The sequence below is a fragment of the Mammaliicoccus sp. FSL K6-3158 genome (assembly GCF_038005105.1).
In the GTDB taxonomy this organism is placed as follows: domain Bacteria; phylum Bacillota; class Bacilli; order Staphylococcales; family Staphylococcaceae; genus Mammaliicoccus; species Mammaliicoccus sciuri.
The window spans coordinates 1,135,899-1,157,628 of sequence record NZ_JBBOSL010000001.1 but is presented as its reverse complement, the minus strand read 5'-3'; the positions used below and the strand labels follow the sequence as shown (position 1 = coordinate 1,157,628).

Here is a 21,730-nt window from a genome sequence, read left to right as displayed (position 1 = left end):
AGCCATTATTGTCTCAACAGTTTTCTATAAAGTCATATTTTTTTTAGAATAATCCTACTGCAGAACCGTCTTCGTTAACATCCATATTTAATGCTGCTGGTTTCTTTGGTAAACCTGGCATTGTCATGATGTCCCCTGTTAATGCTACGATAAATCCTGCGCCAGTTCTTGGTGATAATTCTCTTATTGTTATATCGAAGTCTACTGGTGCACCAAGTTCTTTTGGATCGTCTGTAAATGAATATTGTGTTTTCGCCATACAAACTGGGTATTCATCCCAACCGTTTTCTTTAATTGTCTTCAATTGTTTTAAGGCTTTATCACTAAATTTAACAGATCTACCGCCATATACTTTCTGAACAATTGTTTCTATTTTTTCTTCTATAGATAAGTCTAAGTCATAAAGTGGCTTAAATGATTGTGGCGTTTCTAATACTTTTAATACTTCTTTAGCGAGTTCGACGCCACCTTCTCCACCATTTTTCCAAACTTCTGTTAGAGCAACTTTTACGTTATTTTCTTTACACCAATCTAAGACAACTTGTACTTCGTCATCTGTATCGTGAATAAACGCATTAATTGCTACAACAGGCTCAACGCCAAACTGTTTAATATTATTGACATGTCGTTCTAAGTTTACGATACCTTGTTGAACAGCTTGAACATTTTCTTCTTTAAGATCAGTTTTTGCTACGCCACCATGCATTTTTAACGCACGAATAGTTGCGACTATTACAACTGCACTTGGATCAAATCCAGCTTTACGTGTTTTGATATTTAAAAACTTCTCTGCACCTAAATCTGAACCAAATCCACTTTCTGTTACGACGATATCCGCTAACTTTCTAGCAGTATTCGTTGCAATAATTGAATTACATCCATGTGCAATATTCGCAAAAGGTCCACCATGTACTAATGCAGGCGTGCCTTCTATCGTTTGTACGATGTTAGGTTTTAGCGCGTCTTTTAAAATAAGTGTTAAAGCACCTTCTACCTTTAAATCACGAACCGTTACTGGTTGCTTATCGACATTATAGCCAATTGTAATGTTAGCTAGATTTTCTTTTAAATCTTTAATGCCGTTTGATAAACAGAATATAGCCATTATTTCAGATGCAACTGTGATATCAAAACCATCTTCTCTTGGTACACCTCTTGTCGGGCCACCTAAACCAACTACGACTTGACGTAACTCTCTATCATTCATATCAAGTACACGTTTCCACTCAACTCGTCTAGAATCAATATTGAGTTCGTTACCTTGATAGATATGATTATCGATAAAAGCTGACAACGCATTATTAGCAGTCGTTATCGCGTGTAAGTCACCATTAAAATGTAAATTGATTTCTTCCATTGGTAAAACTTGTGCATAACCACCACCTGTTGCGCCACCTTTCATACCAAATACAGGTCCAAGTGAAGGTTCTCTTAATGCAACCATTACATTTTGATTAAGTTGATTAAAGGCATCTGCTAATCCAACTGTTACCGTTGATTTCCCTTCACCTGCTGGCGTTGGACTTAAAGCTGTTACAAGAACAACTTTACCTTTTTCCTCTAGATTATTTAGCTTTGTAATATCAACTTTTCCTTTGTAGTGACCATATGGTTCCAAAGCTTCATGAGAAATTCCCACCTTCTCAGCTATTTCACTAATTGGTCTTAAAGTACTTTGTTTTGCAATTTCTAAATCTGATAAATGACTCAACATCGTTCACTCCTTAAATTTATATTACAAATTAAATATTAAATGACATATCCTAACACTATTAGGATATACAATTCACTTATAAAAGTCGATATGTAAGTTACTTTTATTCAAATTTCCCGTAAAAAAGATCACGCCAATTATATGACGTGAACTTTATTTAAATTAATCTTCAAGCGTAGATAAGTCACCTGCTGGTAAATCTAATTCCCAAGCTTTAAGTACACGTCTCATAATTTTACCTGAACGTGTCTTAGGTAATTTATCTTTAAATTCAATTTCACGAGGTGCTGCATGACCAGCTAATCCTTCTTTAACAAACTTTCTAATTTCTTCTTTAAGTTCGTCTGATTCTTCATAGCCATCTCTTAAAGCAATAAATGCTTTAATAATTTCACCTCTTACTGGGTCAGGTTTACCGATAACACCCGCTTCAGCAACAGCTGGATGTTCAACGAGTTTAGATTCAACCTCAAATGGACCTACACGTTCACCAGCAGTCATAATTACATCATCAACTCTACCTTGGAACCAGTAATAACCATCTTCATCTTTATATGCAGAATCTCCTGAAACATACCACTCATCATTGATAAAGTAAGAATCGTATTTAGGTTGATTATTCCAAATTGTTCTCATCATTGATGGCCAACCTTTTTTAAGGGCTAAGTTACCCATTCTATTCGGTGGTAATTCATTACCTTGATCATCTACAATTGCTGCTTCAATACCTGGTAATGGTTTACCCATCGAACCAGCACGTATATCCATAGAAGGATAGTTTACAATCATATGTCCACCTGTTTCAGTCATCCACCATGTATCATGTACTCTATGATTAAATACGTTATGTGCCCATTTAATAACTTCAGGGTTTAATGGTTCACCAACTGAAAGCACATGTCTTAATGATGAAAGATCATACTTACTAACAACATCATCACCAGCACCCATTAACATACGAAGTGCTGTTGGCGCTGTATACCAAATTGTTACGCCATATGTTTGAATAAAGTCATACCAACCTTCAGGCGAAAATCTTCCACCGACAATGCAATTTGTAACACCATTTAACCAAGGACTAAAGATACCGTATGATGTGCCTGTTACCCAACCTGGGTCAGCTGTACACCAATAAACATCATCTTCTTTAAAGTCTAATACATATTTACCAGATATATAATGTACGATCATAGCCTCTTGAACATGTAATACACCTTTAGGTTGTCCTGTAGAACCTGATGTATAATGTAAGATTAAACCATCTTCTCTATCTAACCATTCAATATCAAATTCATCACTTGCTTGTTCAAATGATTGATTGAAATCAATGTATTCATCACTTACTTCGTCATCTACAACGACAATATGTTCAAGGTTTGGTAATTCATCTTTCGGAATTCTACCAACTAAATCATTCGTCGTAATGATCACTTTAGCTTCACTATTTTCTAATCTGTCTTTAACTGCTTTTTCCATAAAAGCTTCGAATAATGGTCCTACGATAGCCCCAATCTTCAAAGTACCTAATAAAGAGAAATATAATTCAGGTGTTCTAGGCATAAATATAAATACTCTATCACCTTTTTGTACATTCGCTTCATTTTTCAAGACATTTGCAGCTTTATTACTCGCGATTTGTAATTCTTTAAATGTATAACTATCTTGTCTATTGCTATCTTTATAATGAAGTGCAATTTTGTCCCCTTTACCATTGTCTACATGACGATCGATACATTCGTAAGCCATATTTATTTTTCCAGTTTCACTCCAACTGAAATTCTTTTCGATATCTTTCCAATTATGATTTTTTACTGTTTCATCATAATCAGCAAGGTTATAAGAATCATTTAATGCTTCGTAAACTTCGACTTTCATTTAAATCTCCCCTTTTATGAATGTAATCGTTTTCAATAAAGCCTATTTACATTATAATATAAATAGATGATACTTTTCAAAAAAATTTGATTATTCAAAATACATATTGCAAATATAGAATATCATACTTAATGAAAGGAGGTACAACATTGGAATTCAAGAAGACTTTTATATCTGAAACTGTCCCCTATGATAAAGACACAGATATTATCGTTGAAGGACCTGTACATCCAGATCAATTACGAAACATGACTTTTGATGAAGGACTCAATAGTTTTAGAGTATCTAAAGAACAATTTGAAGCCATTATTGAAATTGCTGAATTACCTGAAGGAAGAATAATTATCGCACGTATTGATCAACATATTATCGGTTATACGACATACTTATACCCTGACCCATTAGAAAGATGGTCAGATGGTAATTTACCGTATATTCTAGAGTTAGGTGCTGTTGAATTGTCTTTAGATTATCGTAACTATGGTCTAGGTAAAAAAATGCTTCAACTTGCTATGAAAGCGCCTGAAATGGAAGATTTCATCGTCATTACAACTGAATATTATTGGCATTGGGATTTAAAAAACAGTGGTTTAGATGTTTATCAATATCAAAAAATCATGCATAAAATGATGGCTGAAGGTGGATTAGAAGTGTTTGCAACAGACGACCCTGAAATAATTAGTCATCCAGCTAATAGCCTAATGGCAAGGATTGGACAAAATATTCAACAAGAACAAATGGAAGCATTTGATAAACTCAGATTTATGAATAGATTTTTCTTTTAGAGGGGGTTTGAATTTATGTTAGTTGAAAAAATTATGACATCACCTTGTACAACAATACAAAGTGATAAATCTATTGAAGATGCTTTAGTATTAATGACACAAAAAGAAATTAGACATTTACCGATTGTTGATGAAGAAGATCATTTACTCGGTATTATTTCTGATAGAGATATAAAAATGGCTCTGCCTAGTATATTATCTGATGACGAGCCCAACAAAAGTTTGTCATTATCTGTTTCAAAAATAATGAGACGTAATGTGATACGTTGCCATCCACTTGATTTCGTAGAAGATATTGCACTAGATTTTTATGAAATGTCTATTGGTTCAATTCCAGTTATTCGAGATAATAAAGTAATTGGTATCGTTACCCAAAAAGACATGCTCAATACATTTTTAGAACTTACAGGTGTGACTATGCCTGGTTCTATTATTGAAGTACATATTGATGATAAAGTTGGCGCACTTCATGATATTACTAGAATATTTAAAGAACAAAATATTGATATCTTAAACGTTTTGGCTTATGCAGATCAACAAGATATTAATAAGAGATACCTGATGTTACGAGTGAAATCAATGAATCCAGAGAAAATATACAAATTATTAGAAGAACAAGATTACCATGTCATCTATCCGTTTGGTATAAAAAATGACTAATGTTAAATATGTATATTCTGAAGATTTATTGAAATATCGTTTTTCAGATAGTCACCCTTTCAATCAAATGAGACTTAAATTAACAACTGATTTACTCTTTGATTTAGGTGTATTAACCGAAGCACATATTATTTCACCTCGGGTAGCGACTGATGAAGAACTTCAACTCGTACATGAACCAAATTATATAGAAGCAATAAAGAAAGCTGGTAATGGTGATTTACCATTAAAAGAATATGATAAATACGGATTAAATTCTGAAGACACGCCACAATTTATAAATATGCATGAAAATAGTGCACGTGTTGTTGGTGGAACTTTAAGTGCAGTAGATGCCGTTATGACTGGAGAAGCAACAAGAGCATGCCATCTTGGCGGTGGCTTACATCATGGCTTTAAAGGTAAAGCGAGCGGATTTTGTATATATAATGACAGTGCTGTTGCCATTCAATACATGCAATCAAAGTATAATCAACGTGTCTTATATATTGATACAGACGCACATCACGGCGATGGCGTACAATGGTCATTTTATACAAACGAAGATGTCATGAACTATTCTATACATGAAACTGGTCGATACCTATTTCCAGGCACTGGTGCGTTAACAGAACGCGGTGATGGCAAAGGATTTGGAACGACTGTCAATGTACCATTAGATGCTTATACAGAAGACGATTCATACATAGACGTTTTTAAAGATACAGTAGAAGCAGTTTGTAAAGCATATAAACCAGATGTCATACTAAGTGTAAATGGTGTGGATATACATTATTTAGATCCACTCACACATTTAAGTTGCACACTTGATACATTGTATAAAATACCATATATCGTTAAAGGTTTAGCTGATAAATATTGTGATGGCAAAATCATTATGATTGGAGGCGGTGGCTATAATATATGGCGCGTTGTACCTAGAGCGTGGTCACATGTATGGTTTGCACTAAATGACCTAGAAACACCTCAAGGATCAATACCAGATTCATGGTTACAAAAATACCAACCACACGCACCATTACCACTACCTTCAACTTGGATAGATGAAAAAGAAGACTATACTGACATACCTAGAAGAAAAGAAATAACAGAAAAAAATAATAATACTAAACTAAGAATATTAGATTGGTTTGATTAAATGTTAAAAAAGACGAGACTGGGACATAATGTAATGTCTCAGTCTCTTTTTGCAACTTGGCAGTAGATGTCTGAACCCGAAATGCGCTTGTACCAAGCTTTTTTCAACTCTAGTCATCCTTGCCGGGGCGGGACTACGAAATCATTTTATATAAATTAGATTTCTGTCCCGCTCTCGTCTTTCTATATTATTTAGTTGTACCTCTATATTCTACTCTATAAGGTAGAATCACATTAGGTTCATCAATTTGTTCATCATTCATATATTTAGTTAATAATCTCATACCAACTGCACCAATATCATATAATGGTTGTGTCACACTTGATAATTGAGGTCTAACCATATGAACTAATCTTGTATTATTGAAACTTACAACTTGTAAATCATTTGGTACATTAACGCCTACATCTTGTGCTGCGTGTACAATACCAATTGCTTGTTCATCACTAATACATAAAATAACATCCGGCTTATCTTGAGAAACAGCCTCATAAGCACGACTACCATCTTTATATGTTTCATTACCAACAAATTTAGCATTGTCTTCGATTTCAAGTCCAGCTTCTTGAAGTGCAAGTTCTAATCCTTTAAAAGCATCATCTTGCGCTTTTTCTGAATATCCTCCACCTACAAATGCAAATTTCTTAGCACCTTTCTTAATCAATGACTCAGCAATTTCTTTACTAGCTTCTGTATAGTTAATGTTAACTGAAGCAAGTTTAGAGTCTTTATCATTCGTACCTGATACGACTACTGGTACTGATGATTTATCAATAAGGTCTACTGTTTCATCTGTTAAAGTACCACCTAAGAAAATAATGCCGTCAACTTGTTTACTTAATAAATTATTAAATATCTCTTGTTCTTTTTCACTATCATTATCAGAATTTGAAATGATTGTATGATATTTATACATAGTAGCAATATCTTCTAAACCACGAGCTAATTCAGAATAATAAACATTTGAAATGTCAGGAATAATTACCCCAACAGTTGTTGTTTTCTTACTTGCTAAACCTCTAGCTACAGCATTAGGTCTATAATTTAATCTTTTAATTACTTCATTTACTTTATCACGTGTTGAAGGCTTTACATTTTGGTTGCCATTCACGACACGTGAAACTGTTGCCATTGATACTTTTGCTTCTCTTGCAACATCATATATTGTTACAGTCATAATATCCTCCTATCTTGAAAACGTTTTCTACTTTATTCTAGCACGTTTTCATAATGTTTTCAAAATATATGAAAGCGAACTCACAATTAACAATTATAAAAGATTATAGAGGTGTTGTCGATACAATTGCTCTAATATTTTTGAGTATTGTGTAAATTGTAAATAGTTTTTCAGAAAACAAACGAACATGTATTGATTTACAACATAAAAACTGGCGAAAAGTTATGATAACTTTTCGCCAGTCGATGTATATGAAAATTATTTTTCGTATAATTTAGCAGCTTCAACGATTTCTTTGTAGAATGCGTCAAATTCATTTAAGTCCATTTGTTGTCCAGCGTCACTTAACGCTACTGATGGATCAGGATGTACTTCTGCCATTACACCGTCAGCTCCAACTGCTAATGCAGCTTTAGCACATGGTAGCATGATGTCTTTACGACCAGTACTATGCGTAACGTCTACCATAACTGGTAGATGTGTACCTTGCTTTAAAATTGGAACTGCTGAAATATCTAATGTGTTTCTTGTAGCTTTTTCATATGTTCTAATACCACGTTCACATAAGATAATATTATTGTTACCTTGTGAATGAATATATTCTGCAGCGTAAATGAATTCTTCGATAGTTGCAGAAAGACCACGTTTTAATAAGATAGGTTTGTTTGTTTTACCTGCTTCTTTTAATAACTCAAAGTTTTGCATGTTTCTTGCACCAATTTGGAATACATCTAAGTATTCATCAGCCATTTCAAAGTGTGCAGGATTTACAATTTCACTTACGATATTTAAACCGTATTTATCTTTAGTATTTTTAAGAATTTTTAATCCTTCTTCACCTAAACCTTGGAAGTCATAAGGAGAAGTACGTGGTTTAAATGCGCCACCTCTAATGAATTTTTCGCCTCTATCAGCTAATTCTTTCGCAACAGTATCAACTTGTTCTTGTGATTCTACAGAACATGGCCCGAATACGAATGATTTTTTATTATTACCAATAATTGCACCATTGTCGAATTGTACAATAGTATCTTCTGGTTTTAATTTACGAGAAACATATAAATGTTTTTCATTTTCAGATTTTTGTAAGTCAGTAGAAGCTTTAAAGATCTCTTTAAATAATTGCTTAATAGTATTGTCGTTATATGGTCCTTGGTTAATATCAATTAAATGATTTAACATTTCTTTTTCACGTTGTGGATCATATACTTGAGTACCTTGTTTACGTTTTTCTTCACCAATTTTTTTAGCTAAAGTACCACGCTCTTGTAATAAAGCTAAAATTTCATCATTAATACCTTCAATTCTTTTTCTTAAATTCTCTAATTCATTTGACATCCTTTTCACCTCATGTAAACAATTTAACTCACATACTTTAAAGCGATAAAATATATAAGTAATTAGATGTTAGTATAACAATTAAAATGATCTGATTCAACCCCAATATCTCAAAAATATTAAAGTTTATTACTAATCAGACTAATAAAGTATATTTTAATTTATAATGGTGTTCATTACAATATAAAAAACTACCGAAAAGTTATGTTATAACTTTTCGGTAGTACAAATAATATGCGTTATACATCACTTATTTATTATTTTTTATCGAAAGTTTTTTTCTCTACAACTGTTTTTGGACCTTTTAAGTCTTCATTTTCTACTTCAGATTTAATCGCACCTTTTTGTGCTTTTAATTCTTCATCGCCTACATCGTCAGCTGTTACAACGCCTTTGTTAGCTTTCTTTTCAGCTTGTTTAGATTTTACTTCTTCTGCTTTTTTCTTAGTTTCTGTTTTCTTTTCTGAAGCTTTTGTTTTAACTTCTTCTTTTTTATCTGTAGCTTTAGCTTTTACTTCTTCCGCTTTTTGACTAGCTTCTTCTTTTTTATCAGCAGCTTTAGCTTTCACTTCTTCTGCTTTTTCGCTCGCTTGTGCTTTTTTATCTTCAACTTTAGTTTTGACTTCTTCTTTCTTTTCTTCAGCTTGTGTTTTGATTTCTTCAGCTTTAGATTGAGCTTGAACTTTTAAGTCGTCAGTTTTAGTTTTAACGTCATCGATAATTTTGTTTGATTTCTCACTTAAATCATCTTGTAGTTCTTTCCCTGATTTAGGTGCTAGTAATAAACCAACAATTCCACCTACTACTGTACCTAATACTACACCAAATACAAAATCTCTACCGTTTGTATTTTTTTCATATTCAGCTTCATATGTTTCTAGACCATGTGTATATAAATCTCTATTGTATTTGTTTTCCATTTTATTTTCCCCCTAATTTTATTAAAGAAATCAGGCTGTGACATTTTTTATATGCCTCAGCCTGAAAAGATTGTTATTTGCTTCCATGCACTTTATTTTTTCAAGCCTGCACCAATTTTATCTTCATCTAAGTTGTCACCTGATGTTGTTTTTTCATTGTAGTCTTTCGGCACTTGCGCTTCAAAATCTTTAGAAGCATTTACATTATTTTTGTACGATACATTACTTCTACGATCTCTTCTTAATTGCCATTTATCTGCAACTTCCATTGCAACATTTGACCATTGAATAACTTGAGAAATCTTATCTTCATTTTGTGAGATATTGTGTGTAATAGAGTTTGTAACTCTATCTACTGAATTATTAAGTGTTTGTACAGAATCTCCAACACCTTTAACTGCATCTACTACTGAGTTTAAGCGTAATGATTTATCTTGAATATCTTCAGTTAAACGATTTGCTTTATGAAGTAAATCTGTAGATTCACGAGTGATACCTTGTATTTGGCCTTGAATGCCATCTAAAGTTTCATTAATTCCTTTAACTGTTTTTAATAATTGCATTAAAAATAGTGCTAAGACAACACAAATAATTAAAAATGCAACCGCAGCAATTATGCCTGCTATTGGTAAAATCCAATCCATACTGAACGCCTCCTAATAATTATAAAACTATTCTTTATTCGATTTACTAATATTTAATACCCTCACTATTAAAGTATAAACATATTATATTAAATGTGATAGTGAAGTAACATAGGCTTTTTGAACTTTTTGAATATCTCCAGCACCCATAAATAGTATAACACCATTATCATGCTTTTGTAGCTGAGAAACAGATTCTTCACTAATTAAATCCGCATTAGGAATTAATGCTTTTAAATCATGTATTGTCAGCTCACCTTGTTGTTCTCGAATAGAACCAAAGATGTCACACAAGTATACTTTATCAGCAAGGTTTAAACTTTCAGCAAATTCGTTTAAGAAAGTTTCTGTTCTTGAAAATGTATGTGGCTGAAATACTGCAACTACTTCATTTTCAGGATATTTTTTTCTAGCTGATTCAATTGTAGCATTTATTTCTCTCGGATGGTGAGCATAGTCATCGATTAAGATTTGATTATCGTAAAAACTTTCACTAAATCTTCTTTTTACACCACCAAAAGTTAATAATGCTTCTTTAATATTTTCAATATCAAGTTTTTCTAAATGGCAAATTGCAATAACAGCTAATGCATTTAGAACGTGGTGATCACCATACATAGGTGTTGTAAATGTACCTATGAGTTCGTTTTTAGATTTGAAGTATACATCAAATGTTGTACCTTTAGAAGACGTTTGAATATTTTCAGCATAGACATCATTGTCGTGTTCGAAACCATAAAAGTAAATTGGAACATCCGCTTTAATTTTTCTAAGTTCAGCGTCATGTCCCCAAGCAACGATTGCTTTTTTTACATTACTAGCCATCTCTTGGAATGCATTTGTTACGTCTTGTAAATCTTTAAAATAGTCTGGATGATCAAAATCAATATTTGTCATAATCGCATAATCTGGATAATAACTTAAAAAGTGTCTTCTATATTCACAAGCTTCAAAAGCAAAGTATGAGCTATCAGGTAATCCCATACCTGTTCCATCACCTATTAAGAATGATGTCTTTTGATCACCATTCATGACATGTGATAATAATCCAGTTGTCGATGTTTTACCGTGTGCACCTGTAACAGCGACTGATGTATATTGAGACATAAATTCACCTAGGAATATATGATATCTTTTTACTTCAAGTCCCATGTCGTAAGCTTTTGCTATTTCAGGGTGTGTATCTGGAAAGGCATTACCTGCTATAACAGTCATGCCTTCTTGAATATTTTCTACATCAAAAGGTAATATTTTAATGCCTTTATTTTTTAATGCTATTTCAGTAAATACTGTATTCTCTATATCAGAACCTTGTACTTTATGTCCCATGTCGTGCATGATTTGTGCAAGTGAACTCATACCTGCACCTTTTATGCCGACAAAATGAAATAATGTCATTTCATGTCACTCCTTCTATTTCTTAAATGTTAGTTTCTCTTTCTTCTATCATATCTTTAGTAATAAGTACATCTCTTGGTTTAGAGCCATTAGGTCCTGATATATAACCTCTCTCTTCAAGATTATCAATCATTCTCGCTGCTCTATTATATCCAATTTGGAAATGTCTTTGTATAAGTGAAGTTGAAATATGACCTTCGTTTAACATAAATTCACAAACTTCATCAAATAGTGCATCAGCAGGTTGTTCATTTACCTTTTTCAACAATGTTTCTTCTTTGAATAGATAATTAGGTTTCATTTGACTACTAACATTTTCTACTGTTTCATCAATTTCATCATCTGATACAAATGCACCTTGAACTCTTATCGGTTTATTCATACCGTTACCAAGATATAACATATCACCATTACCAAGTAATTTCTCTGCTCCACCAACATCAAGAATTGTTCTAGAGTCAATAGAAGACGATACCATGAATGATATTCTTGTTGGTACGTTTGCTTTAATTAAACCTGTAATCACATTGACGGATGGTCGTTGTGTCGCAAGAATCATATGTATACCACATGCTCTAGCTTTTTGTGCAATTCTAGCAATAGATTGTTCAACTTCTTGAGGTGACATCATCATTAAATCAGCTAACTCATCTATAACTATAATGATTTTTGCCATTCTTTGCTCGTAATTTGCTTTCTTATTAAATGCAGTAATATTTCTGACATGTAATTCAGCAAAACGCTTATATCTACGTTCCATCTCTTCAACTGCCCATTTTAAACTAGCAGTTGCTGCTTTAACATCCGTAATAACTGGCGCAACTAAATGCGGCAAATTATTATATGGTGCAAGCTCTACCATTTTCGGATCAATCAGTAATAGTTTCAGCTCATCTGGATGATTTTTATAAAGTAAACTTGTTAAGATAGCATTAATACATACTGACTTACCAGAACCTGTTGCACCAGCAATGAGCGCATGAGGTGTCTTAGCAATATCCATTAATAGCGGTTCGTTATTAATTTTAAAGCCCATTGCTACAGTCAGTTTACTTTCTGCTTGTTGAAAAGGTTTAGACGTGATCATTTGGCCTAATGGAATCTTTTTAGGACTTTGATTAGGCACTTCGATACCTACTAAACTTGTACCTGGAATAGGCGCTTCAATACGAATATCTTTAGCAGCTAATGCCATCTTAATGTCATCTTGCAACGCAGTAATTCTAGATACTTTAACACCTTTTTCAACAGATAATTCAAACCTTGTAACAGTTGGCCCTTGTATCATATTGACAACATGTGCAGGCACATTAAAATGATAAAAAGCTTCATCTAGTTCTTTTTTCTTTTCCTCTAACCATTCACTATTATCTTCTTCCTCAACTAGATCATCTAATATAGATACTGGTGGAAGTACATAAGATGGTCCTTTACGTTTAACAGCTTGGTTAGACTCATTTTGTTCAGTGTTGTTTTCATTTTCTGTTTCTTGAATGTTAGATGTTTGCGTCTTGTTGATATTTGATGAATTCTTAAATGCTTGATGTTTGCGTTTATCTGAAGGTGTCATCATCACGTTAAATGGTGAAGACTTTCTAACAGACTTAGGTTTCAAGATAGGTTCGTGAGAAGTTGTTTCTTTAGGTTCTTCAGGTTCTTGAATCGTGTCTTCAGTTTCTATTGGATTATTATTTGATTCTTCTTCTGCAATAACATTATCCGCTTCTTGTTTTTCTGTATCACTTTCCACTTCAAAATGATCAGACTCGAATAAGTTTTCATTATTATCTTCTTCATTTTCATCAAATGTTAATACTTCTTCAGCATGATCGATTTTTTCTATTTCTTCATCTTCAGAATCTTCTACTTCTTCAAAATGTATATCATCCTCGACAAATTGATCAGATTGTGTAATCGATGCATGATCATCTTCTTCAAGAGAATCATGCGTCTCTATTATTTCTGATGGTTCGATAACTTCTTCATTTGAAACTTCATTATCTTCTTCAAAATGTTGTATTGCTTCAGCTTCAGTAATATTTTCGGCTCCAATAATGTCTTCTACTACATTGCTCGATTCTACTTCTTCAACCTCTGAAGCTTCCTCTTCAATTGAATCATGAGTTGAATTGTCTTCTTCATGTTCAGTCTCAACTTCTTCAATGATATCATCAACATTGTCTTGTTTAATGTCATCTTCTGTATCATCAAAATCTAAGTCTATCTCTTTAAATTCATATGTAGTTAAATCATTGACGTCTGGCTGTAACGCATTAGAATTAACCGTCTCTTCTTGAGAGTCGCTTGATTCTTCTTGGGGTATGTCATTTTGTAATTCATCTTGCAATTCATCTTCCACGTCTTGATAATCTTTTGGATCTTTTTTAATATATGAAGCTTGTTGTTTTAAGTAATAGTCTTGGTTTTTAATTTGTGACTTTGTTTCTTCTGAATCAAGACTGTTAAGTTCTTGTTCTCTTTTTTCTCTTAAAGCTTTTTCAAATTGTTTTTTCTTTTGAAGTTTCTTCTCGCGTTCTTTTCTAATTTCAGAAACAATTTGTGAAGCATAAATATTTTCAATGTTAATCGTATTATCCGTCTTTGAATAAGTAGGGACTTCTTGTACGATTTCACTACTTGGTTTACGTTTATTTTCTTTTTCAGTATCATTATCTGATTTAGTTGAATAATCTTTCAAACCACTATTAGGAACTTCTTTTTGTTTTCTCATACCGAATATTGCTGAAGGCACTTCAGAAGCTTTAAATTTTGGTTGATGTAATGCATTCAATCTTTCTTCAAATTGATAGTCATCATTATAACGTTTACTGTTGTCGTAGCGTTGAGAAGATTGTTTACTTTTCGTATCGTAATGATGTGTTACATCCTGATCATAACTTCTTGACTTCTTAGCAGGTTCATATGCATCCACATTACGATTTCTTCTACGTCTTCTTCTATTTGTTGGAAAAGAAGCTGAGCTTTCATCATAAAATCTACTATCATGATATTTCTCTTCTCGTTGACTTGTTTCATTATCATGTTGATGGTGCTCTTCATTAGATTGTTCTTCATATTCCATTTGTATTGGAAATCTAAATTTGCCTTTAGGTCTTCTATAAATTTCTTCATTAGTTGAATCGTCATCTGGATGATGATCAAAAGACACTTGATCGCTTTTTTGCTTTTCATTTTTTTGTTCATTTTTCGATTGCCCGAATATATCATCAAACCAACTCATAGGTTCACTACCTTTCGTCTTCAAAGAATGGTGTTCCTACAGTATAACTATCATCTAGTACCATTATACCTTTTTCTTTTGGAGCACCTTCTAAATCAAGTTCTTTCATTGAACAAATCATACCACTAGAAGGAACACCACGTAATTCTGCATCTTTAATAATCATTCCACTAGGCATTACGGCTCCTACTTTAGCAACAACAACTTTTTGTTCTTGATCAATATTTGGAGCACCACATACAATTTGTAATGTTTCATTACCAACATCAACTTTACATACTGATAGTTTATCTGCATCAGGATGTTTTGATTTTTCAGATACGTATCCTACTACAAACTTAGGAGATAAATCAACGACTAATTTATAATTAATATTACTTTTCTCTAGTAAGTCTTGAATACTATTAATGTGTTTCTCTTCAACTTTAATATTGCCATTGCCTTCTATTTGAACATATTTAGAAGCATTGAATATATTAAATCCAACAATTTTATCTTCACTTTTAATAATTGTTAAATCATTTTGATAATCATATTCTAATTCTTCAAATAAAGGTTCTAAAGTAACCATTAATACATCGCCAACACCATTTTTATTATAAAATAAATTCATTTCTCCTACTCCTTACAATCTTTTTTGATTATTTTTCATTTTTTTAAATATTTCTCTATTTTTTTCTAATCGCTCAATAACTTCTTGGTTTCTCTTACGAGAGTGATTTTTACCTAAAATAAATATTGGTTCCAAAGGTTTATCAGGTGTATAAGAGAATGATAATGATGTTATTGGCACTAAGCCATTTTGGAAGAATTGCATCGTCATTTGCGCTACAATATCATACCCAATTTCATTTTTAATATCACAAATCACCAGTACATCTTGGTGAGGTGTAGCTAATAACATTTCCCCTTCAATATTTTGATAAACATCTTTTAGGAATGTCTGATTGAGAATACGTGAAGCATCATATCCGTCATTCGTATTAATGAAATAGAATGTATTGCCTTGAACTTCATCAGACTTGTAAGTTGTTTTTCTCTTTTTAATATTGAATAACGCTTGCTCTTTAATTTGTTCTTTCGTTAAATTAAGTTCACTGAGCATAGACTCATCTATTAGTCTATAAGTATTACCTAAATCAAGCGCATAATATATATTTGTTTCAGCTGTATGTTCATCAATGACAAAAGGTGTAGCTTCTTTCGTTTCTTTATGAAAACTAGTAGACCTTATGACAGGCAAGATTTCAATTTTATTAATTTCTTTATTGGATTCATCTTGCATTGCATTTATTGTTTCAGTGACGTAATAAACAATTTCGTCTATTGTTTTATTACCGTTATTTTTATATTTAGCAATAATCGGAGCTAATTTAACTGAAAGCCCTTTTTGATTATCAGTACGTTCAATTCTTAAACTTTCATTTTCCCTATCAAACTTAAAATTTGCATCTAAAGTTTTCAATCGGTCTTTTAATAAATCTCTCATTTGAAAGACATTCATACTTAACACTCCTATTTTTATACCTCTATATAGTTTACAACAAATCGCAGTTATGTAACAGTGATAAACATATTTAAATGAAGTTAAATAAAATAAAAAAGCAGGTAATTCGAAAATAAAAGAAACTTTTTTCGACCTGCTTTTTTTATATAATTTTAATTATTTAATCCATCAATAAATGCACTAATTTGTGGAATTGTTTTTCTTTCTTTACCAACGTATCTACCAAGTTCTTGACCGTTGTTATAAGCAATAAAACTTGGAATACCCATAACATCAACTTCTTGACATAAATCAATAAATTCATCACGATCAACTGATACGAATTGATATTGATTGTATTTCTCTTCAAGTCCAGGTAAATCAGGATCTATAAAATGACAATCCGGACACCAAGATGCTGTGAACATAAATATTGTGGGTTCGTTAATCAATGATTTGTATTCTTCGATTGACGTTAATTGTTTCATTTCTTTGCACTTCCTATCATTAATGTTTGTTGACCATCTTTAATTATATGATACTTCTTCAACAAATGATAAACAAATAAACTGATTACTGCAGGTAATAAGAAATGGAAGAAAGCAATTTGTAAGTATACTTCTGTCGTACTACCCATTGTTTTAATCGTCATAATTTGCCCTACAAGTCCACTTGAACCCATTCCAGCACCAGCAGCATTATTTTCCATTGGCCAAAAGACTGTCATAATTGGTGCTACAACAATACTTGCTACGACTGGTGGTATTAATATAAAGGGTTGCTTTAAATAATTTGGAATTTGAAGTTTACTTGTACCAATACCATGTGCAATAACGCCTGAAATACCATTATCCTTATAGCTTGTTACTGCAAATCCGATCATATGACAACATCCACCTATCGTAGCTGCTGCTGCCGCTGTTCCACTTAAGCCGAGCATTAACGCTAAAGCCGCACTTGAGATTGGACTACTTAGTGTAAGACCAACAATAAGACTAACGAATATCCCCATTAATAAAGGTTGTTGATCAGTACTTAATTGTATCCAATTTCCTAATGCTTTCATAAATGCATCGATAAAAGGCGCTATAAACTTTGCAATAGCTGCACCTATAAATAACGTTAAAATCGGTGATAAAATAATATCTATTTTAGTTTTGCCTGAATATAATCTTCCGAGTTCACTCGCAAATACTGAAGATAAATAACTTCCTACAGCGCCACCTTGTTCATATCCATACATGCCTGTTACTGCAGTTGTAAATATAATGAGTGGTGATGCGCCTAAACCATAACTAACTGCTACCCCTACCCCAGCACCTGTTAAAGTTTGAGCTAACTTTCCTATTTCTATCATAATTGATGTATCAAAATATGTATTTAATGATTGGCCTAAAGTTTCAATAATAAGTCCAACAATTAATGTACTAAACAAACCTAAAGCCATATAACTTAAACCATCTATAATTGTTCGATTAAAAAAAGATTTTACGCGTTCCATTTATTCACACTCCTTAAATGGATTATACAATAAAAAATACACGTGTCATTATTTAAATTAAAATAATAACATGTGTATTTAGAAACTTTATACTTCTATAACATTTAGAAATTTCTTCAATGCGTCTGTCTTCGGTTGAGTAAACATCTCTTCCGGTTTACCTTCTTCACCAATTAAACCATCATGAATAAAAATCATTCTATCAGAAACTTCTCTTGCAAATCTCATTTCATGTGTAACAATGACCATCGTCATACCTTCATTAGCTAAATCTTTAATAACTTTTAATACATCATTCACTAACTCTGGGTCTAATGCTGATGTCGGTTCGTCAAACAACATGACTTTAGGATTCATTGCCAATGCTCTAGCAATCGCCACACGTTGTTGTTGACCACCAGATAAAGCATGAGGTCTTTGATCTTTAACACTTTCTAATCCTACTTTTTCTAAAAGTTGAAGTGCTTCGTCATATGCTTTTTGCTTATTTACTTTTTTAACAGTAATTAAACCTTCCATAACATTTTCAATTGCTGTTTTATGTGGAAACAAGTTGTAATTTTGAAACACCATACCTGATTCTTTACGTACTTTAATTTGTGACTTCTTATTATCTGCTGTGTACGTTTCGCCATTAACAACTACAGTACCTTCAGTCGGAATTTCCAATGCATTCATCATTCTCAATAAAGTTGTCTTACCAGAACCTGATCTTCCAATTAAAGTAATCACTTCACCTTTATCTACTGAAAGATTAATCCCTTTGATGACTTCTTTATCATTAAATGATTTTTTAATATTTTGAAGTTCAATCATGAACGATACCCTCTTTCAATATAAGATTCATAGTAAGATTGAACGATTGATATGATAAAACATACAATCCAATATAATATCGCTACTAGTAAATAAATCGTTAAGAATTCATATGTTGTAGATGCTACTTCTTGCGCTTTTCTAAACATTTCTGCTACTAAAATAAACCCAAGTAAAGACGTATCTTTAATTAAGCTTAAGAATGTATTACCTAATGCAGGTACTGAAACTCTAATTGCTTGAGGTAATATGATTCTTTGTACAGTTTGTTTATAATTCATACCAATCGAGTAGGCAGCTTCAGTTTGACCTTTCGGAATAGACATAATTCCACCCCTTAAAATCTCAGATGCGTATGCACCTACATTAAGAGAAAGGCCAATTATCGCAGCTATGACAGGTGACAAAGTCAATTGATTGTCTGCATTTCCTGTTGCCAATCTACCAATTTCAGGGATTCCGTAAAAGATAATGAATAATTGAACAATCATAGGTGTACCACGAATGATTGAAACATAAAAACGTGCAATCCCTTTTAGAACTTTACTACTTGATATACGCATTAATGCTGTAACTAATGCCAAGATTAAACCAAGCACAAAAGTAACTAAAGTAATAGGAATAGAATATTTAACTAGACCCTCTAACATCGGTAGAAATGCTTGTTTGGCAGCATTTAATGCATGAAGTTGCTCATCATTTAGGCTCTGAAACATTAGCGCCAAACCATTTCTTACTTATTTTCTCTAATTCGCCATTATCTTTTAAAGTTTTTAGACCTTTATTAAAATCTTTAATCACTTTGTCATCTTCTTTTTTACTAAATGTAAATGCAGATTGACTTTGTTCTGCATCACCTTGAATTGCTTTTATTTTAGCGTTAGGTTTTTGCTTTTTATAATCTAAATATGAAATATTATCATTAAAAGTACCTTCAACACGATTTGATTGTAATAAATCCATCGCTTGGTTGAAGCCGTCTACTTTAGTAATATCTGCACCTTTAGACTTTGCAAGTTTACCATAGTTAGATGTTAAAGTTTGTGCTAATTTTTTACCTTTAACGTCGTCGAATGATTTAATGTCTTTATTATTCTCATTTACTACTAATACACCATTTGAATAAGTGTATGGATCTGAGAATTTATATTTTGCTTTTCTTTCATCGTTGATACCAACTTGGTTAGCAATCATGTCAAAACGTCCTGAATCTAACCCAGCAAACATTGAATCCCATTGTGTTTCTTTAAATTCAACTTTGTATCCCATTTCTTTAGCAACTGCTTTTGTTACTTCTACATCATATCCAGTTAACTTATCATTTTTGTCATGAAAGCTAAATGGAGAATACGTACCTTCTGTACCTACTACAATTGTTTTATCATCTTTCTTACTACTTTCTTTCTTGTCGTTGCTGTTTCCACATGCAGCTAACACAACAATTAATGCAATAATTAAAAATATACCCTTTTTCATATATACATCCCTCTATTCTTAGTATCCAAATCGGAATAAACATATTTTAGACCGAATTACAACTACTGTCAATTACTAAAATCTGGACTATTTAAATTTCAAATATTCAATCTTTTCTGAACTTAAATTTAACACGATTTCATTAAGTAATAATTTTGCACTTTCATAATCTCTTGCATCGTAAATAGCTTTACTTGTATGGATATATCTAGCACAAACACCTATTACCGCAGTTGGGATACCTGTTAGAGCTTTATGAATTTCTCCACCATCAGTACCACCTGGTGATTGGAAGTATTGATGATTAATTTCTTTTTCTTCAACCATTTCAATTAAATAATCTCTCATTCTTTCAGATAAAATCATCGTACGATCTAATATTCTAATTAATACACCTTTTCCTAAAGCACCAGATAAGCCGACATGTCCTTTCATATCATTTGCAGGTGAACAATCCACAACTAATGCTAAATCTGGTTTGATTAAATTCACACTTGCTGAAGCACCTCTTAAACCAACTTCTTCCTGAACATTTGCACCTACATATAAATCGACATCAAGCTCTTCATCTTTAACGGCTTCCAATAACTCTAATCCAACTAAACAACCATATCTATTGTCCCATGCTTTAGCGAGTATTCTATTCTCTGTAAGTTGTTCAAAATTCGTACTTGGAACAATTGTATCACCAATTTTAATGCCCATTTCTTTTAATTGATCAATGCTTTCTGCGCCAACATCTAAAAGCATATCTTCAATAGATACACCTGACTCTTTACCAGTTCTAAAATGTTTAGGGATACTGCCAACTACGCCGTTATAGTATTTACCGTCACGAGTTTTTAACTGTAGTGTTTGTGATAACCATACATCTGATGACACACCGCCAAGTGGTGTGAACTTTAACATGCCCTCTTTTGTCATTTCAGTAACCATAAAGCCAATTTCATCCATATGAGCTGCTACTAATACTTTAGGAGCATTTTCCTTTTTAGATTTTTTCACACCATAAATACTGCCCATATTATCACCGATAATTTCATCAACAAATGGTGCCATTTTTTCTTTTAAATATTCACGTACTTCATTTTCAAATCCAGGTACAGCATGTAATTCTGTTAATACTTTCATTCTATTAAGTGTTTCTTGTCTAATTTGTGTCATTGTAAATCTCCTTATTGAAATATTTATCTATCATTCAGTCTTTGTGTTAAACTTAACTTAAATAGAAGGAGGCATGGTCATGCAGAACAATAAGTTACGCTTTTTCATTTTATTATTGTCCGTTTTTACTGGTATAGGTATTGTTGCTTCTATCCTATATGCTAAGCAATATAAGCCATATAGTTGTGAAGAAATCCTTAAACAAGTCAAAGCACAATTTAATAATGTTGAAGCCTCTTATATATTACATATCCCAAAGACCTACCAAAAATTCGGCATTGAAACTAAAGTTGTACATGGTGGTATTACCGTTAATAATGATGGTAAACAAGTTCACTATGAATTTATCGCCGATGCCTTTAATGGCCAAGTTATTGATATATTTGAAATTTAATAA

General features: G+C 32.4%; 20 protein-coding genes. 4 read left to right on the top strand and 16 right to left on the bottom strand.

Annotated elements, in window-relative coordinates; translation table 11 throughout:
- Positions 1 to 43: 43 nt before the first annotated feature.
- Together MHH94_RS05835 and acsA are read right to left on the bottom strand one after the other, a co-directional pair.
- A complete protein-coding gene (locus MHH94_RS05835) occupies positions 44 to 1,711 on the bottom strand; it encodes a formate--tetrahydrofolate ligase (protein ID WP_058592094.1) in 1,668 nt (555 codons plus the stop codon).
- 165 nt (positions 1,712 to 1,876) lie between these two features.
- Positions 1,877 to 3,589 (bottom strand): acetate--CoA ligase, encoded by a 1,713-nt coding sequence (acsA, locus tag MHH94_RS05830; protein ID WP_048539571.1) that lies wholly within the window; start codon positions 3,587 to 3,589, stop codon positions 1,877 to 1,879.
- A gap of 149 nt (positions 3,590 to 3,738) precedes the next feature.
- On the opposite strand from acsA, the gene MHH94_RS05825 reads away from it, so the two are divergent.
- From MHH94_RS05825 to MHH94_RS05815, 3 genes are read left to right on the top strand one after another with little or no spacing between them, the layout of a single operon-like run.
- On the top strand, positions 3,739 to 4,374 hold the full coding sequence (locus MHH94_RS05825; protein ID WP_078355911.1) for a GNAT family N-acetyltransferase: 636 nt from the start codon (positions 3,739 to 3,741) through the stop codon (positions 4,372 to 4,374).
- A 15-nt stretch (positions 4,375 to 4,389) separates the two neighbouring features.
- Positions 4,390 to 5,034 (top strand): CBS and ACT domain-containing protein, encoded by a 645-nt coding sequence (locus MHH94_RS05820; RefSeq protein ID WP_075578034.1) that lies wholly within the window; start codon positions 4,390 to 4,392, stop codon positions 5,032 to 5,034.
- Complete coding sequence (locus MHH94_RS05815; RefSeq protein WP_058592024.1) at positions 5,027 to 6,172, top strand: acetoin utilization protein AcuC; 1,146 nt, start codon at positions 5,027 to 5,029, stop codon at positions 6,170 to 6,172. Before MHH94_RS05820 ends, MHH94_RS05815 begins: the two co-directional genes overlap by 8 nt.
- Before the next feature lie 187 nt (positions 6,173 to 6,359).
- On the opposite strand, the gene ccpA is transcribed toward MHH94_RS05815, so the two are convergent.
- The 14 genes from ccpA to MHH94_RS05745 form a co-directional block, all read right to left on the bottom strand.
- Positions 6,360 to 7,349: a catabolite control protein A gene (gene ccpA, locus MHH94_RS05810; RefSeq protein WP_107609297.1), complete on the bottom strand. Its 990-nt coding sequence runs from the start codon at positions 7,347 to 7,349 to the stop codon at positions 6,360 to 6,362.
- Between the two features lie 258 nt (positions 7,350 to 7,607).
- Complete coding sequence (locus MHH94_RS05805; protein ID WP_232202287.1) at positions 7,608 to 8,687, bottom strand: bifunctional 3-deoxy-7-phosphoheptulonate synthase/chorismate mutase; 1,080 nt, start codon at positions 8,685 to 8,687, stop codon at positions 7,608 to 7,610.
- A gap of 257 nt (positions 8,688 to 8,944) precedes the next feature.
- A complete protein-coding gene (locus MHH94_RS05800; RefSeq protein ID WP_048539567.1) occupies positions 8,945 to 9,607 on the bottom strand; it encodes a YtxH domain-containing protein in 663 nt (220 codons plus the stop codon).
- Positions 9,608 to 9,699: 92 nt separating this feature from the next.
- Positions 9,700 to 10,251 carry a DUF948 domain-containing protein gene (locus tag MHH94_RS05795; RefSeq protein WP_048539566.1) on the bottom strand — a complete coding sequence of 184 codons (552 nt, stop codon included), beginning with the start codon at positions 10,249 to 10,251 and terminating at the stop codon, positions 9,700 to 9,702.
- Between the two features lie 84 nt (positions 10,252 to 10,335).
- Positions 10,336 to 11,649 (bottom strand): UDP-N-acetylmuramate--L-alanine ligase, encoded by a 1,314-nt coding sequence (gene murC, locus MHH94_RS05790; RefSeq protein WP_048539565.1) that lies wholly within the window; start codon positions 11,647 to 11,649, stop codon positions 10,336 to 10,338.
- 22 nt (positions 11,650 to 11,671) lie between these two features.
- Entirely contained in the window at positions 11,672 to 14,890 is a 3,219-nt protein-coding gene (locus MHH94_RS05785; RefSeq protein WP_445668860.1) for a DNA translocase FtsK, read from the bottom strand.
- Between the two features lie 7 nt (positions 14,891 to 14,897).
- Positions 14,898 to 15,503 (bottom strand): YtpR family tRNA-binding protein, encoded by a 606-nt coding sequence (gene ytpR / locus MHH94_RS05780; protein WP_058592020.1) that lies wholly within the window; start codon positions 15,501 to 15,503, stop codon positions 14,898 to 14,900.
- Positions 15,504 to 15,515: 12 nt separating this feature from the next.
- Positions 15,516 to 16,394: a DUF1444 domain-containing protein gene (locus MHH94_RS05775; RefSeq protein ID WP_078355912.1), complete on the bottom strand. Its 879-nt coding sequence runs from the start codon at positions 16,392 to 16,394 to the stop codon at positions 15,516 to 15,518.
- A gap of 155 nt (positions 16,395 to 16,549) precedes the next feature.
- On the bottom strand, positions 16,550 to 16,864 hold the full coding sequence (locus MHH94_RS05770) for a thioredoxin family protein (RefSeq protein WP_037588574.1): 315 nt from the start codon (positions 16,862 to 16,864) through the stop codon (positions 16,550 to 16,552).
- Positions 16,861 to 17,877 carry a PTS transporter subunit IIC gene (locus MHH94_RS05765; protein ID WP_048539562.1) on the bottom strand — a complete coding sequence of 339 codons (1,017 nt, stop codon included), beginning with the start codon at positions 17,875 to 17,877 and terminating at the stop codon, positions 16,861 to 16,863. Before MHH94_RS05765 ends, MHH94_RS05770 begins: the two co-directional genes overlap by 4 nt.
- A gap of 87 nt (positions 17,878 to 17,964) precedes the next feature.
- Positions 17,965 to 18,693 (bottom strand): amino acid ABC transporter ATP-binding protein, encoded by a 729-nt coding sequence (locus MHH94_RS05760; protein WP_340840079.1) that lies wholly within the window; start codon positions 18,691 to 18,693, stop codon positions 17,965 to 17,967.
- Positions 18,690 to 19,409 (bottom strand): amino acid ABC transporter permease, encoded by a 720-nt coding sequence (locus MHH94_RS05755; protein ID WP_048539560.1) that lies wholly within the window; start codon positions 19,407 to 19,409, stop codon positions 18,690 to 18,692. The genes MHH94_RS05760 and MHH94_RS05755 overlap by 4 nt, the downstream gene beginning before the upstream one ends.
- A complete protein-coding gene (locus tag MHH94_RS05750; RefSeq protein ID WP_048539559.1) occupies positions 19,390 to 20,169 on the bottom strand; it encodes an amino acid ABC transporter substrate-binding protein in 780 nt (259 codons plus the stop codon). The genes MHH94_RS05755 and MHH94_RS05750 overlap by 20 nt, the downstream gene beginning before the upstream one ends.
- Before the next feature lie 87 nt (positions 20,170 to 20,256).
- The gene (locus MHH94_RS05745; RefSeq protein ID WP_048539558.1) at positions 20,257 to 21,333 is read right to left on the bottom strand and encodes a M42 family metallopeptidase; all 1,077 of its coding nucleotides are present in this window, start codon (positions 21,331 to 21,333) and stop codon (positions 20,257 to 20,259) included.
- A 79-nt stretch (positions 21,334 to 21,412) separates the two neighbouring features.
- Between MHH94_RS05745 and MHH94_RS05740 the strand changes: the two genes are divergently transcribed.
- Positions 21,413 to 21,727, top strand: a complete 315-nt coding sequence (locus tag MHH94_RS05740) for a hypothetical protein (RefSeq protein WP_078355915.1) — start codon at positions 21,413 to 21,415, stop codon at positions 21,725 to 21,727.
- The last annotated feature ends 3 nt before the right edge of the window (positions 21,728 to 21,730 follow it).